General features: G+C 36.6%; 19 protein-coding genes and 3 pseudogenes (1 of these 22 only partly in view). 12 read left to right on the top strand and 10 right to left on the bottom strand.

Features of this window, described 5'->3' with window-relative positions:
• Positions 1 to 689, top strand: the 3' end of a protein-coding gene (gene terL / locus WG67_RS03060) for a phage terminase large subunit (RefSeq protein WP_070356888.1). 763 nt of this gene lie to the left of the window's left edge; only the last 689 of its 1,452 coding nucleotides appear in the window; the start codon falls outside the window, past its left edge; its stop codon occupies positions 687 to 689.
• A gap of 271 nt (positions 690 to 960) precedes the next feature.
• On the opposite strand, the gene WG67_RS03055 is transcribed toward terL, so the two are convergent.
• Positions 961 to 2,010, bottom strand: coding sequence for a class I SAM-dependent methyltransferase (locus WG67_RS03055; RefSeq protein ID WP_070356887.1), 1,050 nt, complete (start codon positions 2,008 to 2,010; stop codon positions 961 to 963).
• Between the two features lie 101 nt (positions 2,011 to 2,111).
• On the opposite strand from WG67_RS03055, the gene WG67_RS03050 reads away from it, so the two are divergent.
• On the top strand, positions 2,112 to 2,483 hold the full coding sequence (locus WG67_RS03050; RefSeq protein ID WP_022626336.1) for a hypothetical protein: 372 nt from the start codon (positions 2,112 to 2,114) through the stop codon (positions 2,481 to 2,483).
• Positions 2,484 to 2,768 carry a DUF2610 domain-containing protein gene (locus WG67_RS03045; RefSeq protein WP_010962783.1) on the top strand — a complete coding sequence of 95 codons (285 nt, stop codon included), beginning with the start codon at positions 2,484 to 2,486 and terminating at the stop codon, positions 2,766 to 2,768. It begins immediately after the preceding gene.
• A gap of 6 nt (positions 2,769 to 2,774) precedes the next feature.
• On the opposite strand, the gene dapD is transcribed toward WG67_RS03045, so the two are convergent.
• On the bottom strand, positions 2,775 to 3,605 hold the full coding sequence (dapD, locus tag WG67_RS03040; RefSeq protein WP_010962782.1) for a 2,3,4,5-tetrahydropyridine-2,6-dicarboxylate N-succinyltransferase: 831 nt from the start codon (positions 3,603 to 3,605) through the stop codon (positions 2,775 to 2,777).
• Between the two features lie 73 nt (positions 3,606 to 3,678).
• Here dapD and WG67_RS03035 point away from each other — a divergent pair, with 73 nt between their 5' ends.
• Both WG67_RS03035 and rpe read left to right on the top strand, forming a co-directional pair.
• A complete protein-coding gene (locus WG67_RS03035; protein ID WP_010962781.1) occupies positions 3,679 to 4,107 on the top strand; it encodes a zinc-ribbon domain-containing protein in 429 nt (142 codons plus the stop codon).
• 94 nt (positions 4,108 to 4,201) lie between these two features.
• Positions 4,202 to 4,879 carry a ribulose-phosphate 3-epimerase gene (gene rpe / locus WG67_RS03030; protein WP_038198978.1) on the top strand — a complete coding sequence of 226 codons (678 nt, stop codon included), beginning with the start codon at positions 4,202 to 4,204 and terminating at the stop codon, positions 4,877 to 4,879.
• Positions 4,880 to 5,025: 146 nt separating this feature from the next.
• Here the strand turns inward: rpe and tnpC are convergent.
• From tnpC to WG67_RS03015, 3 genes and pseudogenes are all read right to left on the bottom strand, one after another.
• A pseudogene (gene tnpC, locus WG67_RS03025) lies at positions 5,026 to 6,372 on the bottom strand (IS66 family transposase).
• Positions 6,373 to 6,484: 112 nt separating this feature from the next.
• Entirely contained in the window at positions 6,485 to 7,567 is a 1,083-nt protein-coding gene (ribD, locus tag WG67_RS03020; protein ID WP_070356886.1) for a bifunctional diaminohydroxyphosphoribosylaminopyrimidine deaminase/5-amino-6-(5-phosphoribosylamino)uracil reductase RibD, read from the bottom strand.
• A complete protein-coding gene (locus tag WG67_RS03015) occupies positions 7,567 to 8,766 on the bottom strand; it encodes a deoxyguanosinetriphosphate triphosphohydrolase (RefSeq protein ID WP_070356885.1) in 1,200 nt (399 codons plus the stop codon). The genes ribD and WG67_RS03015 overlap by 1 nt, the downstream gene beginning before the upstream one ends.
• Before the next feature lie 47 nt (positions 8,767 to 8,813).
• Between WG67_RS03015 and WG67_RS03010 the strand changes: the two genes are divergently transcribed.
• Positions 8,814 to 9,275: a HesB/IscA family protein gene (locus WG67_RS03010; RefSeq protein ID WP_010081891.1), complete on the top strand. Its 462-nt coding sequence runs from the start codon at positions 8,814 to 8,816 to the stop codon at positions 9,273 to 9,275.
• Between the two features lie 39 nt (positions 9,276 to 9,314).
• The gene (locus WG67_RS03005) at positions 9,315 to 9,989 is read left to right on the top strand and encodes an ABC transporter ATP-binding protein (RefSeq protein ID WP_010962776.1); all 675 of its coding nucleotides are present in this window, start codon (positions 9,315 to 9,317) and stop codon (positions 9,987 to 9,989) included.
• Between the two features lie 238 nt (positions 9,990 to 10,227).
• Here the strand turns inward: WG67_RS03005 and WG67_RS02995 are convergent, their stop codons facing one another.
• Positions 10,228 to 10,926, bottom strand: coding sequence for an alpha/beta hydrolase (locus WG67_RS02995; RefSeq protein ID WP_010081989.1), 699 nt, complete (start codon positions 10,924 to 10,926; stop codon positions 10,228 to 10,230).
• A gap of 155 nt (positions 10,927 to 11,081) precedes the next feature.
• On the opposite strand from WG67_RS02995, the gene WG67_RS02990 reads away from it, so the two are divergent.
• Together WG67_RS02990 and WG67_RS02985 are read left to right on the top strand one after the other, a co-directional pair.
• Positions 11,082 to 12,218 carry a cysteine desulfurase family protein gene (locus tag WG67_RS02990; RefSeq protein WP_010081988.1) on the top strand — a complete coding sequence of 379 codons (1,137 nt, stop codon included), beginning with the start codon at positions 11,082 to 11,084 and terminating at the stop codon, positions 12,216 to 12,218.
• 528 nt (positions 12,219 to 12,746) lie between these two features.
• The gene (locus tag WG67_RS02985) at positions 12,747 to 13,484 is read left to right on the top strand and encodes a WD_0702 family putative metalloprotease (RefSeq protein ID WP_010081987.1); all 738 of its coding nucleotides are present in this window, start codon (positions 12,747 to 12,749) and stop codon (positions 13,482 to 13,484) included.
• Between the two features lie 39 nt (positions 13,485 to 13,523).
• Here WG67_RS02985 and WG67_RS08370 read toward each other — a convergent pair.
• Positions 13,524 to 13,625, bottom strand: a pseudogene (locus WG67_RS08370) (WPE palindromic element domain-containing protein); the annotation flags it as partial.
• On the opposite strand from WG67_RS08370, the gene WG67_RS06705 reads away from it, so the two are divergent.
• Positions 13,603 to 13,767, top strand: coding sequence for a hypothetical protein (locus WG67_RS06705; protein ID WP_022626335.1), 165 nt, complete (start codon positions 13,603 to 13,605; stop codon positions 13,765 to 13,767). The pseudogene WG67_RS08370 and the gene WG67_RS06705 overlap by 23 nt on opposite strands.
• A 156-nt stretch (positions 13,768 to 13,923) precedes the next feature.
• Entirely contained in the window at positions 13,924 to 14,931 is a 1,008-nt protein-coding gene (tsaD, locus tag WG67_RS02980) for a tRNA (adenosine(37)-N6)-threonylcarbamoyltransferase complex transferase subunit TsaD (RefSeq protein ID WP_010962772.1), read from the top strand.
• A gap of 352 nt (positions 14,932 to 15,283) precedes the next feature.
• On the opposite strand, the gene WG67_RS06215 is transcribed toward tsaD, so the two are convergent.
• The 3 genes and pseudogenes from WG67_RS06215 to WG67_RS07825 form a co-directional block, all read right to left on the bottom strand.
• Positions 15,284 to 15,799 (bottom strand): transposase, encoded by a 516-nt coding sequence (locus tag WG67_RS06215; RefSeq protein ID WP_083250460.1) that lies wholly within the window; start codon positions 15,797 to 15,799, stop codon positions 15,284 to 15,286.
• Positions 15,789 to 16,052 carry a hypothetical protein gene (locus WG67_RS06210; RefSeq protein ID WP_007552904.1) on the bottom strand — a complete coding sequence of 88 codons (264 nt, stop codon included), beginning with the start codon at positions 16,050 to 16,052 and terminating at the stop codon, positions 15,789 to 15,791. The genes WG67_RS06215 and WG67_RS06210 overlap by 11 nt, the downstream gene beginning before the upstream one ends.
• Before the next feature lie 509 nt (positions 16,053 to 16,561).
• Positions 16,562 to 18,737: pseudogene (locus WG67_RS07825) on the bottom strand (hypothetical protein).
• A 34-nt stretch (positions 18,738 to 18,771) separates the two neighbouring features.
• On the opposite strand from WG67_RS07825, the gene WG67_RS02960 reads away from it, so the two are divergent.
• The gene (locus WG67_RS02960; RefSeq protein ID WP_022626332.1) at positions 18,772 to 20,127 is read left to right on the top strand and encodes a phosphomannomutase/phosphoglucomutase; all 1,356 of its coding nucleotides are present in this window, start codon (positions 18,772 to 18,774) and stop codon (positions 20,125 to 20,127) included.
• Positions 20,128 to 20,207: the final 80 nt, after the last annotated feature.

The following is a 20,207-nucleotide window of genomic DNA, read 5'->3' as shown; positions in this document are numbered from 1 at the left end:
CTGTAAGGATATTATATTCAAGAGAAGAAGGTCAGTTGTTATATCCCCTCGATGGAGGAAAAGAAGAAGTTGAGATAATAAAAGCTGAACTTGGGAGTTACGCTTTTGCTGCTCAATATCAACAAAACCCTCTGCCGCTTTCAAGTGGTATAATTAAACCAGAGTGGTTGAAACGCTATAAAAAATTTCCTGATAATCTCTCGCATATAACACAAAGTTGGGATACTGCGGTTTCAACAAGTAACATGAGCAACTTTAGTGTCTGCACCACCTGGGCAAAAATAGATAATAAATTCTATTTACTCGACGTATATCGCGCAAAGCTTGAGTATCCAAAGCTTAAAGAACAGGTTTTGTCACTAGCTGCAAGATGGACGCCACACGCAATTTTAATCGAAGCAAAAACAAGTGGTCAACAATTGGTGCAAGAGCTAAAGACAAACAGTGATTTACCGATTATTGAAATAGTGCCACATGATGACAAGCTCACTCGATTTCATCAAATTGTTCCGATTATAGAGTCTGGCAAGGTTTTTCTGCCACATCAAGCAGTATGGCTGAACGATTTTGAGTATGAGATTTTAATGTTTCCTGAAACGCGCCACGACGACCAAGTGGACAGTACCGTGCAATATTTGCAGTGGGTGAGAAACAGTACCTCCAGGGTTGCAGCTATACGAGCATTGTGATTTGAGTCTACCAGTACTGGGATGACAGCTAGGAGACAACCGTCATCCCGCTACTTATTAGCGGCTGAGATACCGCAGCGGTATGACGGTTCGCGGCGGCATGACGATAAGCTCGTCATCCCGCTTTGTTAGCGGCTGGGATACCGCGAATGAATCGCGGTATGACGGTTCGCGGCGGCATGACAATAAGCTCGTCATTCCGCTACTCGTTAGCGGAATCTATGCTGAGATATCGCGGCGGTATGATGTAGGGAAACCTTTCTTGGGTTAGCTATATCAATAGCATTGCTTTAAAAAGAGTGCCCATATTTTCAGTCAACCTTAAGAATTCACTAAAGATCCTATTCTTTTGTTCATCACTTGCGCTTTTCATTAAAGCCTGGGTTCTTTCTTTTATGCCAAAAAGATATAAAAATTCCCTTTGAGTTAAAATCTCACAATCTACATGCTTTAATGGATCTCTTAACGCTTGAAAGTTCACAAGTGCGGTAATATCACTATTACCAACATTCTCAAGAAAATTAGCATACTTATGTTGTTTTATCGATTGCAAAGTGCTCTTATATGCGGGGTATACATAACCGTAATCTACAATCAAAGCAGCTCCTTTATTATTATATATCTTCTTCTCAAGTTTTTTTAATATTTCAACCCCAACTGAACATATTTCCACCACTGCACCATTAAAAAATTTTCCATTTGTCATCTGAGTAACTGACACTGGAATCCATGATTCTTTTTTTCTGGATTCCACTGTCACGCACTGGCATGACACCAAGAGACTGCAATCATCTTGTTTTGTCACCATATTTTCATACCACCCCTCATCATGATATACAAACTGATCTATCGGAAGAGCGTCAAAGAACTCATTTGCTAAAAAAATGGTTGGTTGTTCTGGTAGGTTGTCAATATTTTTGTGCCAATTAACATCTAAGCTTTTTAATTTTTCCTTTTGTATCTTCCGTAAAGTAGGGCTTATTTCAACTAAGTGGATCAACATTGAATTAAAAAAGCTGCTGTATTTTTTAGTGACTCTTATTATATCGTGAATGAGTGTTCCTTTGCCTGGCCCAAGTTCAACTAGAGAAAATTTTGATGGCTTTCCTAATTTTTCCCATGTATGCATTATCCAAACTGCAATTACTTCACCAAATAATTGGCTGATCTCAGGTGCGGTAGTAAAATCACCATCCTTACCAAGCGGTAATTTACTTGTATAATAGCCGTATTTTTCATGGTACAAAACGGCATTCATGAAATCACTGATGGATATTGATCCTTGACTTTTGTCAATTAATTCGTGTATATAAGTGAGCATGTTATTAATAAATGTTTAACTATAGCGTGCCATAATATAAAATAGTAGAGTATTTATATATATAGTATAAACTTAAGTTTGTGAGTAATAGTGCTTCAGTTATGGACGACAAAAACACCGATTATGTTGCCCTTATACCTCAAGATGATAGTATTGAATACAAATTTGAAGAAGCTGTCAATTTTATAGAAAACAAGGTTATAAATGCTGATGGGCTAACTTTAGCGGAAGTGTTTCAAGTGCTAGTTCAAATGCTAAATGGTGATCTAGAATTGGTAAAAAAAGTACTAGCATGTGCTAATATTATGGCAAAGCATGGAATGAAGGTAGCAAAAGAGTCGCAATTAAGCAGAGCTGATGTTCGCCGAGCTTTGGAAGGTAGAGAAAGTGTTGTCAATAGACAAGATTTTATAAAGAAACCACCTCTTCCACCTGCTATAAAATCGACCAAAAAGAAAAGTAGAGGTCTTTAAATGGCCGAATCTATAAAAAAATTTACTGTACAATGTGACTTCAAAGGGCAAAGTTCACCTTTTGCAATATATATAGGAAATCCAAAAAGCGATGCTCATCCAATTCATCATCAAGATTCCTGGCTTGTAAAAGAACGTGGAGGGAATATCCCTAATAAAGTAAAAGAAAGTCTACAAAAATTATATAAACTATCTCAAGAAAATGGAGTCTCTTTCTCAGAGTTATGCGCGTATGCCATTACTGTGGTTAGTAATAATGATAAAAAAAGTGACGACAAGGAGTAAGATAGTTTAATCCCTCAATATTTCATTTATAGAGATTTTCGATCTCGTCTTTTCATCCACTTTTTTTACTATGACTGCACAATAGGTTGAAATATTATTTTTAGATGGAATAGACCCTGGTACCACTACAGAATAAGGTGGCACTTCGCCGTAAAATACCTTGCTAGTTTCTCTATCAATAATCTTTGTTGATGCCCCAATAAACACGCCTATGCCAAGGACTGATCCTTCTCTCACTACCACACCCTCGGCCACTTCGCTACGTGCTCCAATAAAGCAATTATCTTCTATAATGACAGGTGAAGCTTGAATAGGCTCAAGAACTCCACCTATTCCCACTCCACCAGAAATATGACAGTTTTTTCCTATTTGCGCACAGCTACCAATCGTTGACCAGGTATCTATCATTGTTCCTGAATCAACATATGCACCAACGTTGATAAAACTTGGCATTAGAACAACATTTGTACCTATATAAGCAGATCGGCGAACAAAACACCCAGGAACTGCTCTAATTTTTAACCGGCGAAATTTCTCCTCATTCCATTCACTAAACTTGTTACCGATCTTATCAAACCAGCAATTGGTATTATCTATTATTTTATTTTCTTCGGTGAGAAAATGTAATAATATTGCTTGCTTTATCCACTTATGTACTACCCATTCTCCACTTGATAGCTTTTCTGCTACTCTAATTTTGCCACTATCAAGGAGCTCAATTACCTCTTTAATTGCTATTCTTGCTGTTTTCTTTAGATTACAGTCATTAAATTTTTCTCTATTTTTCCAAATATCTTTTATCTCACTCTGTGTTTTTTTTAGTTGCAAACCTTCCATTTGTTATATATATATTGATATTAAATTTGTAGCTCGTATCATTTGGGCTTGTTACTACTTATATGTAAGTGCTATGAAAATACAATGTAATAGTTGTACTAAAACTTACTTAGTATCTCCTAAGCAAATTGGCGCGTCTGGAAGAAAGGTAAAATGTACGAACTGCAATCACATATGGCATGAATATCTAGAAGAAGTGTCAAACAAATCGCACTCTGCTAATATACAGGAAAAAAAAGTTAGTGGAAGGAATTTTTTACAAAATCTAGCATTTACCACTCTAGCTTTTGCAACAGCTACAGGGTTATGCGTCGTAATTGCTAACGGCATCTTTCCTAGAGAGATGAACAAAGCATACAAAACGATCAGTTTATACAAGGATTCAATAAGCTATAAATTAGGGTACAAAAAAGAACAAACAGAAAGTCCAAATGTAAAAAAACTTGCTGTAAATAAGTTTTATCAAGACTACCTTTTTTTATCTAATTTAAGATCTAGTTAAATAGGCATACCGATATCGGTCTCTAGCTACTCAGATGGTGCTTAGGGTGACAGAGTTTTGAAAATAAGTTATTTTTTAGCAAAAAAGGCAGCTCATGAGTATTAAAATTGCACCTTCTATACTTTCAGCAGATTTTGCAAAATTAGGGGAAGAAGTAAGAAAAATTAGCGATTTAGGTGTGGATTACATACACATAGACGTTATGGATGGGAATTTCGTTCCAAATATTACAATTGGTCCTAGCGTTGTTTCTGCAATACGTAAATATAGCAATCTTCCTTTTGATGTGCATTTAATGGTCAAATCTCCTGGTAACCACATTGAAAGCTTTATAAATGCTGGTGCTGATATTATCACTGTACATGCAGAAGCAGAGACACACCTTGAGAGGTTGATAAGAAAGATAAAGTCATACAAAAATGTAAACGACGAAAAAAAACCGATTCAAGTTGGAGTTTCAATTGTTCCTTCAACTTCTCCAAGTGTGCTTGAATATATAATACATGAGCTAGATATTGTGCTGATTATGACAGTCAACCCTGGCTTTGGAGGGCAGGAATTCATTCATTCACAGTTGAACAAGATATCTACTATAAAAAAAATGATACAAGAGCGTAACCTTAAAACACAAATTTCAGTAGATGGTGGAATTAACTTTTTTAACGCAGCTGATATAATAAAAGCAGGTGCAGATATTTTAGTTGCGGGATCGGCGATATTCAAGGCTGAAGATATTAAGAAGGCCATAAACTATCTTAAAAATCCATCGTAGTAATCCTATATAGCTAAAGTGGCTTAGGTTTACCTACAATTTGAAAAACAACAAATTCGTCATTCCGCTACTCGTTAGCGGAATCTATGCTGAGATACCGCGGCGGTATGACGTAGAAAAACCTTTCTTGGGTTGTATCCGTTCAGCTAAGCGGTGTGAGAGATGATAGATAAGAGGTTTTGGAAAGGATTGAGACCCCTTTGTTTCCATGTCAAGTATAATGAAATTATCCGTTCAAGTTCCCCACTTCGATTGGGTAAAATATGAATTTTTGCGATAAACGACATAATGCCGTATCTGCTGTTCAGCATGGTTGTTTGTCAGCGGAATGTTTTCTGGGTCATCTAAAAATTTCCACATCATTCTTTCAGATTTCAAAATATTCTTTGCAACTCGAGAAGCTCCAATTGCTTCAGGTAAACGGCTTCAAGTAATACCTTGTACGTTTTCGCAACTTTCTGGCACGTCTGGTAAATCTAAAAACATCTATCTCATTTTTTAGCAAGGCCTTTTTTAGTGCAAATAATTCAGTGGCTACGTTTCTTAAGTAACAGCCCAGAACTTTAACTTCAACTATGTGCTAATCTTTCAAAATCTCTTGATAAATGTGCCCAACAGATTTGCCTATTCTTATCGGCAAAGTAGTTGTATGCTGCGTACCTGTCGTAAGCTATTGCGATTGCAGAACTTACTATTTTGTAAAACCTTCATTCCTCTTGACTCTGTCAATTTTATAAAACTTGCTGTATTACTGGCAAACATCCAGCACCAACCAAGTTTACCTTTGTTATAATGGCTCGTTTCATCGATATGCAGAACTTCACTTTTACTTACTTCTTGCTCGATTTGCTCATATGCTTCTTGGCATTTTTCTGCAACTCTAGCCTCGCTATTTGACACGCTACCAACACTGATGTCCAGGTTGAAAATATTTTTTATAATATTTGCTACTTCTCTTTTCGAGTTCTTGTAAAATCCGCTCAGCGCCGCAATTGTTGACTTAACTTTTGGACCAAATGTATCCGCAGTAACACCTTCTGGTAGCCTGCTACTTTTTCTTTTTCCACACTTGCAACAGCGGCCATTGGTATTCCACAACATAAGCTGGCAAATCAACTTTTTGATGAATGTATGGCTCTTTCGATATCGCAATTTCTCCTCCGCACTCGCAAGAACTCTATTTTCACCACTTCATCTGCTTCCATTTTAGGGCGATACTTTCCTTCATGCCCAATCTGTGCCCCTATTTTCCTGTCACTTTTTTTCTTTTTCTTCTTTAGCTTGTATAACTCTTTTGAGCTCGGTATCGATGAATTTTGTGAATTCAGACCTAGTCTTTCTTTCAATTCAGCATTTTCGATTCTTAGCGCCTTATTCTCAGATCTAAAATTTTCGTTTTCTATCTCTAACCTCTTTATCTCTGCTTTTAGTTGCTCTATCTCTATTTTAAAGCTTTCACAGAGCTTGAGAAGACTAGCTAGTAGATCAGACATATTTACCACACATACTACTTGTGATATTATGTTTTTAGCACTCCTTGTCTACTTTTTATTTTACCGCTCCGCTGAACGGATACCTTTTTTTTACTGTTTGAGTATGTAAGGATTATGACGACCTATCCCAAACCTCAACTATATCCTCACTAAACTCTATTATCTTTGTTTTTTTAAACTGATAACAGTTGTTAATGAATTGAATCCCTAAATCTCCTACAAAAGGAGTGGCATCATTGCCTAAAATTTTACCACTGCGGCATATTATCAACCTGTCGATTAAATTACACTTTAATAGTTCTGTGATTAACACTCCTCCACCTTCAACTAATAATCTTGTTATACCAATTTCTGAAACAAGTTTTAATGCCATGTCCTTTAGGCAAACCTTACCTGCGTTGCTTGAATTAACTACTAAGTAGTTAATGTTTTTTATTTTTTTCTCTACTTCTTTATTTGTGATGACCCAAGTTATTACTTTGTCTGCAGTCTTTGCAATGTTATGCTCTTCCTTTAATCTCCCTTGACTATCTATAATTAGCCTTATTGGCGATCTACTTCCGAGTCCTGGTAATCTGCAAGTTAAGAGTGGATCATCATTAATAAGAGTATTGCTGCCAATCATAATTGCATCATATTTCGTTCTGAGCTCATGCACCCAGTTTCTCGTATTTTCACTTGTTATCCATTTGCTATCGCCTGTAAATGTTGCGATTTTTCCGTCAAGAGTTGTTGCGACTTTGCAAGCTATAAATGGTCTATGTAATTCTTTAGTGGTGAAAAAACCGACATTCAGTTCTTTTGCCTCTTTTTGCATAATACCTTGCTCAACTTCAATTCCTGCTTCTTTCAGAGCTTTCATGCCTCTGCCTGAAACTCTACTATCTGGGTCAATAGTTGCAATTACTACTCTTTTTATGCTAGCTTTTGTGATTTTTGCAGTGCAAGGCCCCGTGACTCCGTGATGACAACATGGCTCAAGAGTGATATATATAGTTGCGCCATGAGTTGAATCTTTAGCGTTTTGCAAAGCGACTACCTCCGCATGCGGACGCCCACCAATCCCTGTGTATCCCTCACTAACAATTGTACCATCCTTTACAATAATACACCCGACAGCAGGATTTGGTGCAACATTTCCAAGATTTTTTTCTGCAAGCCTTAATGCAATTGACATGAAATGATCATCAGTCATTAGAAAGAAGTCATTTCGTATGAGGTATCAAAAATTCTTCTGTGCTCGTGTATAGCAAATCTATCTGTCATACCTGAGATATAGTCACATATTATTACTGAACGCTGAGATTCACAAGCGAGTTTGCTCCACTCTGTGGGAAGTAATCCTGGGTTTTCATAAAAACATTGAAAGAGTTCCTGTATTATGCGTTTTGCTTTGTTCATCGTTCTACTCAGTTTATAGCTTCTGTATATTTTCTCCATGTTGAATCTTTTCATTTCTTTTGTAGCATTCGCAACTTCTGGTGAAAATGTGACTAGCATTTTATTTAGACTTCTTACGTCTTCTACGCTTTTTATTTTGTGATCTTCAATATTTCTTTCAGTCTGAGAAACAACATCACTTATCATAGTTCCTATAGTTCCACTCAGTGATTCATGTATGAGTTTGCTCTGAGGCAATTCTGAATATCTGCTCCTTATGTCTTTAAACATTTTTTCAATTAAAGGAACATTCAGCAAATCTTCGATGGTTACTAAATTCGCCCTGAGTGCATCATCAAGATCGTGAACACTGTAAGCAATATCATCGGCAATTGAAGCAACTTGCGCTTCAATGCTTGAAAATTCTTCAAGTTTTAGATCATATTTTTTGTTGTATTCTAATAACAGCTGATTATTTGTAGAAGACTCCGCGTTTTGACCAAGCAAGGGACCGTTATGTTTTGCAACTCCTTCAATCACCTCCCAACTTAGATTCATACCATCAAAATCAGCATGTTTTTGTTCGAGGTAAGTTAAAATCCTTATAGCTTGAACATTATGATCAAACTCATACTTCTCGTTATCAAGATTCAAATCTTGAACTGATTTCTTTAGAGCATCTTCACCTGCATGACCAAATGGAGGATGACCAAGATCATGTGCGAGCGCTATGCATTCAGTGATATCCTCATTTAAGCCAAGTCTACGCGCAATGGACCTTGCAATTTGTGCAACTTCAAGGCTATGAGTAAGCCGAGTGCGATAGTAGTCGTGCTCATAATTGATAAAAACTTGTGTTTTGTACTCCAATTTTCTAAACGCATTAGAGTGAATGATACGGTCCCTATCACGCTGAAAGCAGCTGCGATTCTCATCTTCTGGCTCTTTGAAGTATCTCCCTTTTGTTTTGCTTGGAAAACATGCATAATTTAATAGAAAGTTATTGTTTGACATGTAAAATTTCTACTATAATAAGTTATCAATAATAAACGGTGGTTACTATGTCAACAAATTACAACATCAACTTAACTGATAATGCACTAAAAAAAATCCACTCTCTTGCAGAGCAGGAAGGGGATAAGAGTTCCATTTTACGGGTTGCAGTTTCAGGTGGTGGATGTTCTGGCTTCAAATACAATTTTCTTATGGATCAAATGAATAAAAATCTATCTTTGGATGATGAAGACGATGATTACGATGATGAGTTTGATGACGAAGACGAAGATGATGACTATGAAGAAAGTGAGGACTATAGAAGCCACTCCAGTTTTAGCGAAAAAGGTAAAGATATAGTAATTAATGATGAAAATGGAAACCCTGTATTAATGGTTGATAATTGTTCAGCAAAATTTTTAAATAACTCAGTTATAGATTATACTGAGGATCTCAGTGGTTCTGGTTTTCAAATAAAGAATGCCTTTGCTAAGTCTCAATGTGGTTGTGGTAACAGTTTTTCGGTTTAATTATTACTAAAACTTAGATGCCTTCTGGATCTTTTAAACATGGGTGGTAATGTAGCACTAGAACTAACTTCCGTAGATAAAAGCTTCAAGAACAATTCTGCTGTTGTAAAGGATATCAACTTAAGTGTCACAAGAGGGCAAGTAGTAGCGCTGATTGGCGATTCAGGTGCAGGGAAAACAACTATATTGCAAATCGCAGGCTTGTTGGACAAGCCAACTTCAGGTATAGTTACGATAGATGGAATAAATTGCACACAAGCCAGTAATAAGCATAAAACTCATGTAAGAAGAAATTTTCTTAGTTTTGTTTATCAATTTCACTATTTGTTACAAGAGTTATCGGTGTTGGAAAATATTATGCTTCCTCAACTCATTGCAGGAAAAAGCAAAGCTGAAGCAAAAAAAAATTCGCAAGCAATGTTGGAAAAATTTGGTCTGGAAAACAAAGCAAGTAGCATGGTATCTGAAGTTTCGGGTGGGGAAAGGCAGAGAGTTGCAATTGCAAGAAGCATTGTAAATTCTCCAAAGCTTTTACTTGCAGATGAGCCAACAGGAAACTTAGATCCAACAAATTCTTTTAACGTGTTTTTACTGCTACATTCATACGTAAAGGAAAATAACAGCTCTATGCTTATAGTAACACACAATCATCTCCTTGCAGAAAAGGCAGACTGCATTTTCCAATTGAGAGATCGATCATTAGTGAAGTTGTGAATAGGAAAAATAGCACAATTTCTATGCCTTATACTTATCTAACCAATGATCATTAACAGAGTACAACTCGCATGAAATGCTTTCATTGCTTTTTATACACGGACTTTTTAACTTACGCTGTTTACTTAGGGAACACCCCGATAACATAAACACAGCTAAAACAAAAAATAATAGCTTTTTAAACATAACAAAACCTTTTCATTTATATTACTACACTCATTTCTCTTGTTTGTAAAGATTAGGCATATTCTTTTACCCTTACCTCTTTTTTGACCTTTTGAAAAGAAATAGTTGCACTATTCAAGCGCAGTTTTATATAATTGTCCACGATTTGAGTCACTTCCTCTTCTTTATCCTTTAGAAAGTGATTAGTATCATCTATTATATAGTATTTCATGTGATCACTTCTTACTGAATTTATCAACCTTTTTGCTAATTCTGTTACATCGCTTTCTTCTGAGATTGTATCATTACTGCTTTGTATTATAAGCCCAGAAACTGGACAGGGAGAAAGAAAAGAAAAATCGTACTTAGTTACCGGAAGAGAAAGAGCAATAAAACCCACTATCTCAGGGCGGCGCATTGTTAGCTGCATAGCCACCCATGCTCCAAAAGAAAAACCAGCGATCCAAATTGGAACATTGCTAGGATTATGTTCCTGAAGCCAATCAATGGCTACCGCAGCGTCAGTTAATTCTCCTATACCCTTATCAAAAGTTCCGGTAGATTTTCCCACACCACGAAAGTTAATTTTCAATGCAGAAAAATTGTTATCGATAAAAGACGTATATGTACTATGTACAATTTTACTATCCATATTACCACCATATTGAGGATGATGATGTAAAACCAGCACAACCGGCGCGTTGGCATCTTTGCTTTGGTGGTATTCACCTTCTATCTTTCTTGTTGCATTATTCAAAAAAACTTCAACCATGGTAACCCCTAATAAGAACCCGCTTGACAGGTATTAATGACGTGAGTTATTAATTATGTATTAATTTCGCTGTTTTTGCAATAAATTTTTTATCGTGTTAAAGCTAACGTACATAGTTATGGCTATAGTTGATGGTAAACTTATTTAAGTGACAGATGAGTCCATTCTCTTTAGAAAATAGTGGTTGCGTATATGCTGATTACAATGCAACTGCTCCAATTAGTGAAAATGTAAAAAAAAGTATATTTGAGGTCTTGTTAAAACAAACGCTCAATCCATCATCACTACATAAAAGAGGACAAGAAGCGAGGAAGATTCTTCAGGATGCAAGAGATAACGTACGTGGTGCTATTGGCGTCTCAAGTGATAAAGAAATAGTTTTTACGTCTGGTGCAACTGAAGCGAATAACCTTGTTATGAGAGGAATAGCAGGCTACCTGCATATAATTTCAGCTATAGAGCATCCTTCAATTCTTAATTCTGCATGTAATCCATATATAATACCTGTTAATCAGGAGGGCATTGTTGACTTTTTAGAGCTAGAAAAAATTCTAAGCGAACTTAAAGGAAACAAAGCAATAGTTTCAGTTATGATGGCAAATAACGAAACCGGAGTTATTCAACCTATTGAGGAAATAGCTGAAATAGCCCACAAATTTGGAGCAATTTGCCACACTGACACTGCTCAAAGTGTTGGGAAAATTAAAGTTAATATGGAAGATTTAGGAGTGGATTTACTCACTTTATCCGCCCATAAATTTGGCGGTGTAGCAGGCAGTGGAGTTTTAATATTCAATAAAGAACTTGCGATAGAACCTATTATAATAGGTGGTGGACAAGAGAAGGGATTTCGTGGTGGTACGGAAAATATTGTTGCGATTGCAGGCCTTTCTGCTGCACTGCAAAATATTCCAGACCTTCTATCAAAAATGGATGAAGTAAAGGAGCTACGTGATCAATTAGAGTGTGAATTATTAAATCTTGCCAGTGACATAAGAATCTTCGGTAAAAACTCTAAGAGGCTGCCAAACACAAGTTTTATTTATATGCCAGGAGTAAAGAGTGATGTGCAGCTTATGCATTTTGACTTGAATCATATTGCAGTTAGTAATGGCTCCGCATGTTCTTCTGGAAAAGTTGAGCCTTCCCATGTTTTGCTTGCAATGGGGGCAACAAAAGAGCAAGCAGAGTGTTCAATTAGAATCAGTATAGGTCCAGAAACTAAACCACAAGACATAAAAAAAATAGTGGATTGTTGGTATAATATCTACAAGCAGAACACCTTGGTATAGATAATACGTGGTATCATGCAGGCACTGGCCGAGCATTAGATGTAAAAAATTACTTTACAACCCCGCGGTATCTCTAGATCCCGCTAACAAGCAGCGGGATGACGGTTGTTAGGCTAGCTGTCATCCAAGTAGCTGACACTGGTTCCTTTATGACGGCAGTGCCCCTATGGTGTCATTCCAGTGTCCTGACTACTTGGATCTAGCAAGCTTTGCTTGCAAATAAGTCTAATACGTGTCGCGTTTTATGCCAAAACACAATTGGAGTTACATGCAAAATAGATCCCAGACTGGGATGACAAAAAAAGAGCACTGGAATGACACCATTTGCTGTGCAATTTACCTTCAAAAATGAATGTTCGTACAGCTATGGATTCATTCGCGGTATCTCACCATAGATCCCGCTGACAAGCAGCGGTATGACGGTTATCAGTAAACATGAATTACTTTAGCTATGCAATCAGGCTNCCTAAAAACACTTTGTAGCCAATCAATTCTTGAGTATAAAAAGAATTCCTTTAATAATAAGGTATGCTAATCAGGAATTTAATAAAACAAGCAACTCAAGTAGGAAGCAGTGAAAATGCAATACGGTATGTCGAATATCTCTATCAATTTGAGAAGTTTAGAAACACATTAAACCTCACTTTATCACTAATAAAGCAAAACAGGCTCTCATTTGAAATATACCAAGAGGGATTAGTGGATATGGAAGAGGGAGTGTGTAAGACAATCAGGTCTTCCAGTGTAAATAGATATGTTATTGTACTGAGGAAGTCAAACCCATACATTATAGTGCATGAACTTTCACACATGGTTGAAAATGAACTGAACTTAAGTTTGGAACAGGAATTTCTCCATAAAGTTTACCAGGATATTGAGCAGAACCTAAAGCAAGCAAATATTCTTGTGCAGAAAATTATCGGCCAAGTTATATTTAAGGAGATACAGGCTTATCAAACTGCAAAATCACGTGCATCTGAATTATTTGCACGCTATTTTGAGCTATTTGCTTGGGCGCAGGAGGTTTACCCTAAAGATAAAGAATACTTAATCCGCACTCAAGACTTAAACAAAGTGTTCCTTGCTACTGGCCAATGGAAAAAGAGCTACCTTGATTCACAAATGATGGAGAGAATAGATAAGGAAATCAAGGAATACAGCAATAAAACTGCCACTAAAGACGTAACCAAAGTGCAAAGCAGTTGGACTAATAAATTTTCTCCTGGGGGCAAAAAAATTAGCTCTATATTTGGAGATGATGATTAGCTTATAGTGCAGGTTTTCCTACGTCATGCCGCCGCGAACCGTCATACCGCGATTCATTCTTTTGGTGTACGAACATTGCAATTTGCAGGTAATTTGAGTAGTAGATGGTGTCATTCCAGTGCTTGACACTGGAATCCAGGAATTTGGATTGGGCACTAAGTTGGTGAGCATAAAAGTGGCTGATCTTATGTTAAAACACAACGTTCTTGATGAGATTACGGCAAGGCTGGATTCCAGTGTCAAGCACTGGAATGACACCATTTGCTGTGCAGTTTACCTTTAAGAATGAATGTTCGTACAGTTGTGCGCGGTATCTCATCAGCTAACACGTAGCGGAATGACGGTTGTCGGTAAATCTTTTAGCTATAGAAGTTAACTTTGCAGTTAACTTCTACAGCGTTTCAAAGTATAGTTTTGGTAATACAGTAACTAAATATACATGAAAACCATTTTAGCTGTTGAAACAAGCTGCGACGAAACTGCAGTAGCGATTGTAAATAGTGACAAGCAAGTCCTTGCTCACGAAATTCTCTCCCAAGCAGAACACAAAAAACGTGGTGGGGTGATCCCTGAAATAGCTTCACGTGCTCATATGGAGCATTTAAGTGGTCTAATAAAAAGCGCCGTGGAAAAATCTAACCTTAACTTTTGTGACCTCAATGCAATTGCAGCAACATCAGGACCAGGACTCATAGGTGGATTAATAGTTGGTACAATGATGGCTAAAGCAATTGCGCATGTAGCACAAAAACCATTCATTGCAGTGAATCACTTAGAAGCGCATGCATTGGTTATTAGGTTACTGCATGAGGTAAAATTTCCATTTTTAGTCCTACTAATATCAGGTGGTCACTGTCAATTTTTAATTGCACAGGATGTAGGTAAATACATTAAACTTGGAGAAACGCTCGATGATTCACTAGGAGAAGCATTTGATAAAGTTGCTAAGATGCTGGGTTTAAGCTACCCAGGAGGCCCATTAATTGAAAAGTTGGCTAAAAAAGGCAATGGCACAAGATTCAAACTGCCAAGGGCAATGATAAAACGTTCTGGATGTAACTTTTCGTTTTCTGGGATTAAAACAGCAGTAAAAAACTTAGTACAAGAACTTAAAATGAGCGAGCAAGATGTGTGTGATGTATGTGCTTCGTTTCAAGAGTGTATTAGTGACATACTGCTGGACAGGGTTAGTAATGCAATTATTATGGCCGAATCTTTAAATATCAAAATCAATGACTTTGTGATTACCGGCGGAGTTGCAGCAAATAATTTCTTGAGAGAAAAATTAAAACAACACATAAACTTAAACATATTTTTTCCCCCTAACGACCTATGTACAGACAATGCAATTATGGTTGGATGGACAGGAATTGAAAGGTTACAGAAAAATTATATAGATCCACTTAATTTTGCACCAAGACCTAAGTGGGAGTTAGAGAGTTATTAAAAGCTCTCAATTCTGAATTATAGCTAAAGTGACTTAGGTTCTCTAATTGCACATAAGTCAACAATAATTTTCACACAAATCAAAACAGCATATCTTCTCCATAATCCTTGGTAATTTTACATAAGTGAAAAGTAGCATATGGTTCTCTCCGCGGTCTGAGATGACAATAAACTTGTCAAGCCGCATTATACTTGTTAGGCGGAAGTGGACGGTAACATGTTTACCACGAAGTCTAACTAAGTTCTTGCTTGTCCCTTCCATCGGCATTGCTATCTTTATTTTCAATAAAATTATTGTCCTATGCTCTTTTGATGTTTATTGATAATAAAATTCTGTTTTATCAACCAACATCCTATGCATAATTACAGCTAATTTTCTTGCTACTGCTACAATTGCTTTTTTCATTCCTTTTTTCTTCGCAACTCCAGTTTTTTAATTTAAATGTCCTCTTGGTAACTGTAAGCATTGTTTGTGCAGCTTCATATAACATACTTCTACATTCCGCTGGTCCCATCTTTGATATGCTGCCATGCCGATCAACTTCTCCAGAAGAATATTGCCTTGGTGTCAACCCTATATATGCTCCAACTGTATCAGATTTCTCAAACCTATGTGGGTTATCAATTGCAGCTTTATACGTCATTGCTACTATAATCCCCACTCCTGGAACAGTAGTTAACAATTTACAATCATCGTCTTTTTCACCTTGTTCTGAAAGCATTTTGTCAAGCTTTCTTAATGACTTTTCTACTGCTTCCAAACTACAAACTAACGCTTCAATTGAACTCCTACTGATTTCATCCAAATTATTTATTGCCTCTTGTATTCTTAAAGCGAAAGTTTCAAATTTTGATCCTTTACCGACCATGTATCTTCAACAACCCTCTTATTGTTCCAATAACCTGCTGTTTGCTACACATTAGCTGTCTTCTGCTTCCAAGCGCTATTTTAATTTGACAACTGATTTTACTAACACTTCTCATCATCTGCGCTATACCCCTCGCATCGTTTTTATCATTCTTATTGATTCTTGCAGACAACGCTGCTGCCATATGCCTTGCATCTACACAAATTACTGGTAATCCAAAACTCCTTAACTCTTTGCACATTGATATTGACAACTATCCACTTTCTATTCCTATGGGTTCGTATTTTTTGCCTTGGCTAATCTGCTATTGCCTTACTTTCGCTTGCAACAACTTCTTCCTTAACAACTTTTCCTTTCTCATCAACGATACTTATAAAAGTTTCTTTTAATGAGATCGCTATAATATTTCATGACCTACTGTAAAAGTTTAAATTATTTTTGAAGAACCAATTCATTGAATTTGTTACTTCGTGCTAAAATAATGGAGTATGTCTCTCCATCATTCAATAGCAATTACAGTATGTTTAGCTATAATTTGAAAAACAAAAATTCGTCATTCTGCTACTAGTTAGCGGGATCTAGAGGTACCGCGGCGGCATGACGTAGGATTGCTGTCATCCCGCTGCTTGTTAGTGGCTAAGAGATACTGTGAATAAATCACGGTATGACGGTTAAGTATCCCGCTACGTGTTAGCGGCTGAGATAACGCGAATAAATCGCGGGATGACGTGTTGCTTGGGTCAGCTATAGAAGCAAAACTCATCATTTTGAAAGAGGAGGAGATTTTTCCGGACCCTCAGCAGGGATTGATTTTGGATCTGATAATTCTGTATTTACCTTGATTGGCTCTAATGGAGTTTTCTGCTCTTCCGGTTTATCATCTGGAATTGGAACAGGCCAATCCATAATGTTTTGCGGTATAACTTTTGCTTCTTTAGCTTCTTTTTGACCTGTTGAAGATGATGCATCAACTCCTGCATTTTTGGTAACTTCTTGTTTTAGTTGTTTATTTTCTTCTTGCAGTTGCTTTAAATTTTTCTTTAACTCGTCAATCTCTCTTATTTTTTGTTTTAATTGTTCAGATATAGTTAGTTTGTCTCTAGTCAATTTTTTGTTTTCTTGTCTTAACCCACTAGCTGTTCTGCTTGAGTTGTTGTTTACAGCTTGTATACCTTGGTCTTGCTGCTGCATGCTTGTTCCTCTACTTTCATATTCAACTTCAGTTTGAGTTGCCTGACCTTTTTCCTGCTGTAATATGTTCTGCAGTTGCTCTAGACTCTCTTTGACAGATGCCAGCTCTTCCTGTGTACACGTTAACATCCCTTCCTTTTCCTTAAGTTGATATTGAAGTTTTTCTATTTCCCTCTTCGTATTTTCTTCGCTTAGCTCATCTGCAAGTGATCTTCCAGGTTCAAGTTGTCGAATTTCCCTCTCTAAATCTTCCTTTTCTCTCTGTAATTCATTTAATTCTTTAGACAATTGGCTCGCCGTTTCAGCCAATGTATTGTTTTCCTTTTTTGTTTCCATTAACTGTTCTGCCAACTGCTTTTTATGATCATCCTTTAAACCTTCCACTATTTTCTTCAGGTCATTCTCCAAATTTGCATTCTTTTCCTTTAGTACAGTTAAATTAGCTTCACTTTGCTTCAATTTTCTCTGTAATTCTTTATTTGCCTCATTTGTTTCACCTTCCTTATCTTTCAACTGATCATTTAAGTTCTTTATTACATCATTTTTATCCTGTAGTTCTTCCTCTTGTTCCTTTATTCTTTGACCTCTTTCAAATATCGCTCGCTGTTGTTCATTGACTTTATTTACTAGTTTCCGGACAACCTCTTAGATCCTCAAGCTGCTTTGCCTGCACTGCAAAATATTTAGCAAATGTTTCTTTTTCTTCCTCTAATTCCTCAACTTCATCTTTTAATCCTTCTTGCTCATACTCTTCTTCATCACCAGACATATCATCCTCAAATATTTCATCTTCATCACTAAATTCACTGCTGGTGGATATAGAACTTCTACGTGAAGAAGGTGTGCTAGGAGAGGAATACCCACTGCTGCTTGGTGTAGGTGACTGTGGTGATATATGTAGATCTTTTGTAAATATTTCCTCTGCTGGTACTTGCTGATCGTCTACACTCTTGGATATGCCAGTAAAAGCTTGATACAGAGTTTTTCCGTTGATAAAAACTTCTTTATTTTGTCCAACTAACTTTAATACTTCTTCTGAACTCGTTATTCCTCCAAATTTTGGCTCACCAATAACACTCTGTATACCACCAGAATCCAATTTTACGGTCATGCTACAGTCTATGCTGTTACCTTCAGAATCCTTAGCCTGCCAATTAATGGTCATTTCACATGAGCTTGAACCAGTAAAATCATAGTGCCTTTCGCTGCCTTTTTTGGTTGCAGTTATTTGACTATCTTTCCCTAAAGATATGTTATAAACCTTACCTTCACTGCTGGTCCTTAAAATATTGCTAATTTCTATTGGTTTTTCTTCATTTTCAAATCTAATTTTGAAGTCATTATCCTTTGTTGGATACACTAAGAAATTTTGACCAGGCAGAGACGACTTAAGTTCTTTATGCATTGCGTCTATTGATTGCTCAAATTTTTGGAACTCCTTTTCCCACTTTAAATTTATCTGTCCTGTAATGTCCTCATCTTTGCGTAAAGGACCAATAAAGTACCAGATTAAATTTTCTTCCTCCAGTCTTTTGATAAAATCCTGAAGATCGTTGCAAGATTCAATGACATTTAAAGTATCATTTTTCTTTTGTTCATCTACATCTAAACTTTGACTTTCAGCTATAAATACATTTTCGTTTTCCTGTGGCATAATTTTACATTTTAAAAAATATACTATGATATTAACAGATTTCTTTAAAAAATCAACTAATTGTTGGATAAATAAACTTGAGCATTTGGCCAAAATGTTATATAGTAGTCACTTCAAGAAGTACAGTATGGACAATACCATTATAAGAAAATACGATATTAGAGGTATAGTAGGCAAAGATTTGCAGATTAATGATGGGTACGAGATAGGTAGAAAGTTTGGCCAAACCGTAGCTAGTGTTTGTGTCGGCTACGACAGCAGAATAGATTCACCAGGTATAGAAAGAGAATTAATTAGGGGCTTAACTTTATCCGGTGCAAATGTTATACGCGTTGGGCTATGCTCTTCACCTATGCTTTACGCTGCAACACAAATCACACAGGCGGATCTTGGTATCATAATAACTGCCTCTCATAACCCCAGCGAATATAATGGCTTTAAATTTTTTAGTAATAAAAAAGTCTTCTCAGATCAAGAAATGAAGGAAATTATAAGCAGTCCAATTAAAAACAGCACAAGAATTGGAAGCTTAATTAACATAAATATATATAGTGAGTACATTAGCATATTGAAAAGTGCAGTGAAGAACGATACTACACAGAAATTAAAAATAGCCTGGGATTGTGGAAATAGTCCAGCAAGTGGAATTATAAGGTATATTGAAAAGATCTTGCCTGGTCATACGCACATCGTAACCAATAACTCTATAGATGGGGCATTTCCACTGCATGATCCAGATCCCATAGAGGAAAAAAATCTTGCTCAATTGATTGACATTGTGAAGGAATATGGATGTGATCTTGGCATTGCGCTAGATGGCGATAGCGATAGGGTGCGCTTAATTGATAATAAAGGCAACGTTGTTTCCAATGACCATTTATTTATAATTTTTGCACGTGAAGTGTTGGAGGAATATCCAGAAAGCAAAGTTATTGCTAACGTAAAAATGAGTATGAAAGTGCATGATTTTGTTAGCAAGTTAGGAGGGCAAGTTATCACCTGTGCTACTGGACATTCACTAGTTAAGAAGAAGATGGTAGAGGAAGAGGCAAAGTTTGCTGGTGAATTAAGCGGGCACTTCTTCTTTTCTGAGCTAAGTTTTGATGATGGGCTATATTCTGCTGTTAAAGCAGTTGACATTTTGCTTAAGAAAAACCAAAGCCTATCTCAGGTGATTGAGGATTTACCGAAGTTATATATCACTCATGAAGTGAAGATTGTAGTGAAAGATGAGAAAAAGTTTCAAATAATTGAGTCAATAAAGAAAACACTGGAGCAGCAAAATATTGTATTTTCAGATCTTGATGGTGTTAAGGTAACCGATAATAAAGGTTGGTGGCTTCTTAGGGTATCAAATACGCAAAACTGCATTACAGCAAGATGCGAAGGAGAAACTTTAGAGGGTTTTGAACTTACTAAAAAGGTTTTGTTCCATTACATTGATGAAGCAAGGTCTTTAAATTGTAGCTACTCACAGAAATAAATTTGATTTATAAAATTGACATGAAAGTATAAGAGGTTGTCCGGAAACAAGTAAAAGGCTATAATATCTGAAATTTTCGT

The organism is Wolbachia endosymbiont of Drosophila incompta (genome assembly GCF_001758565.1).
GTDB lineage: Bacteria > Pseudomonadota > Alphaproteobacteria > Rickettsiales > Anaplasmataceae > Wolbachia > Wolbachia pipientis.
Note: the sequence above shows the minus strand (reverse complement) of the source record. Positions and strands in the feature narration are given on the sequence as shown.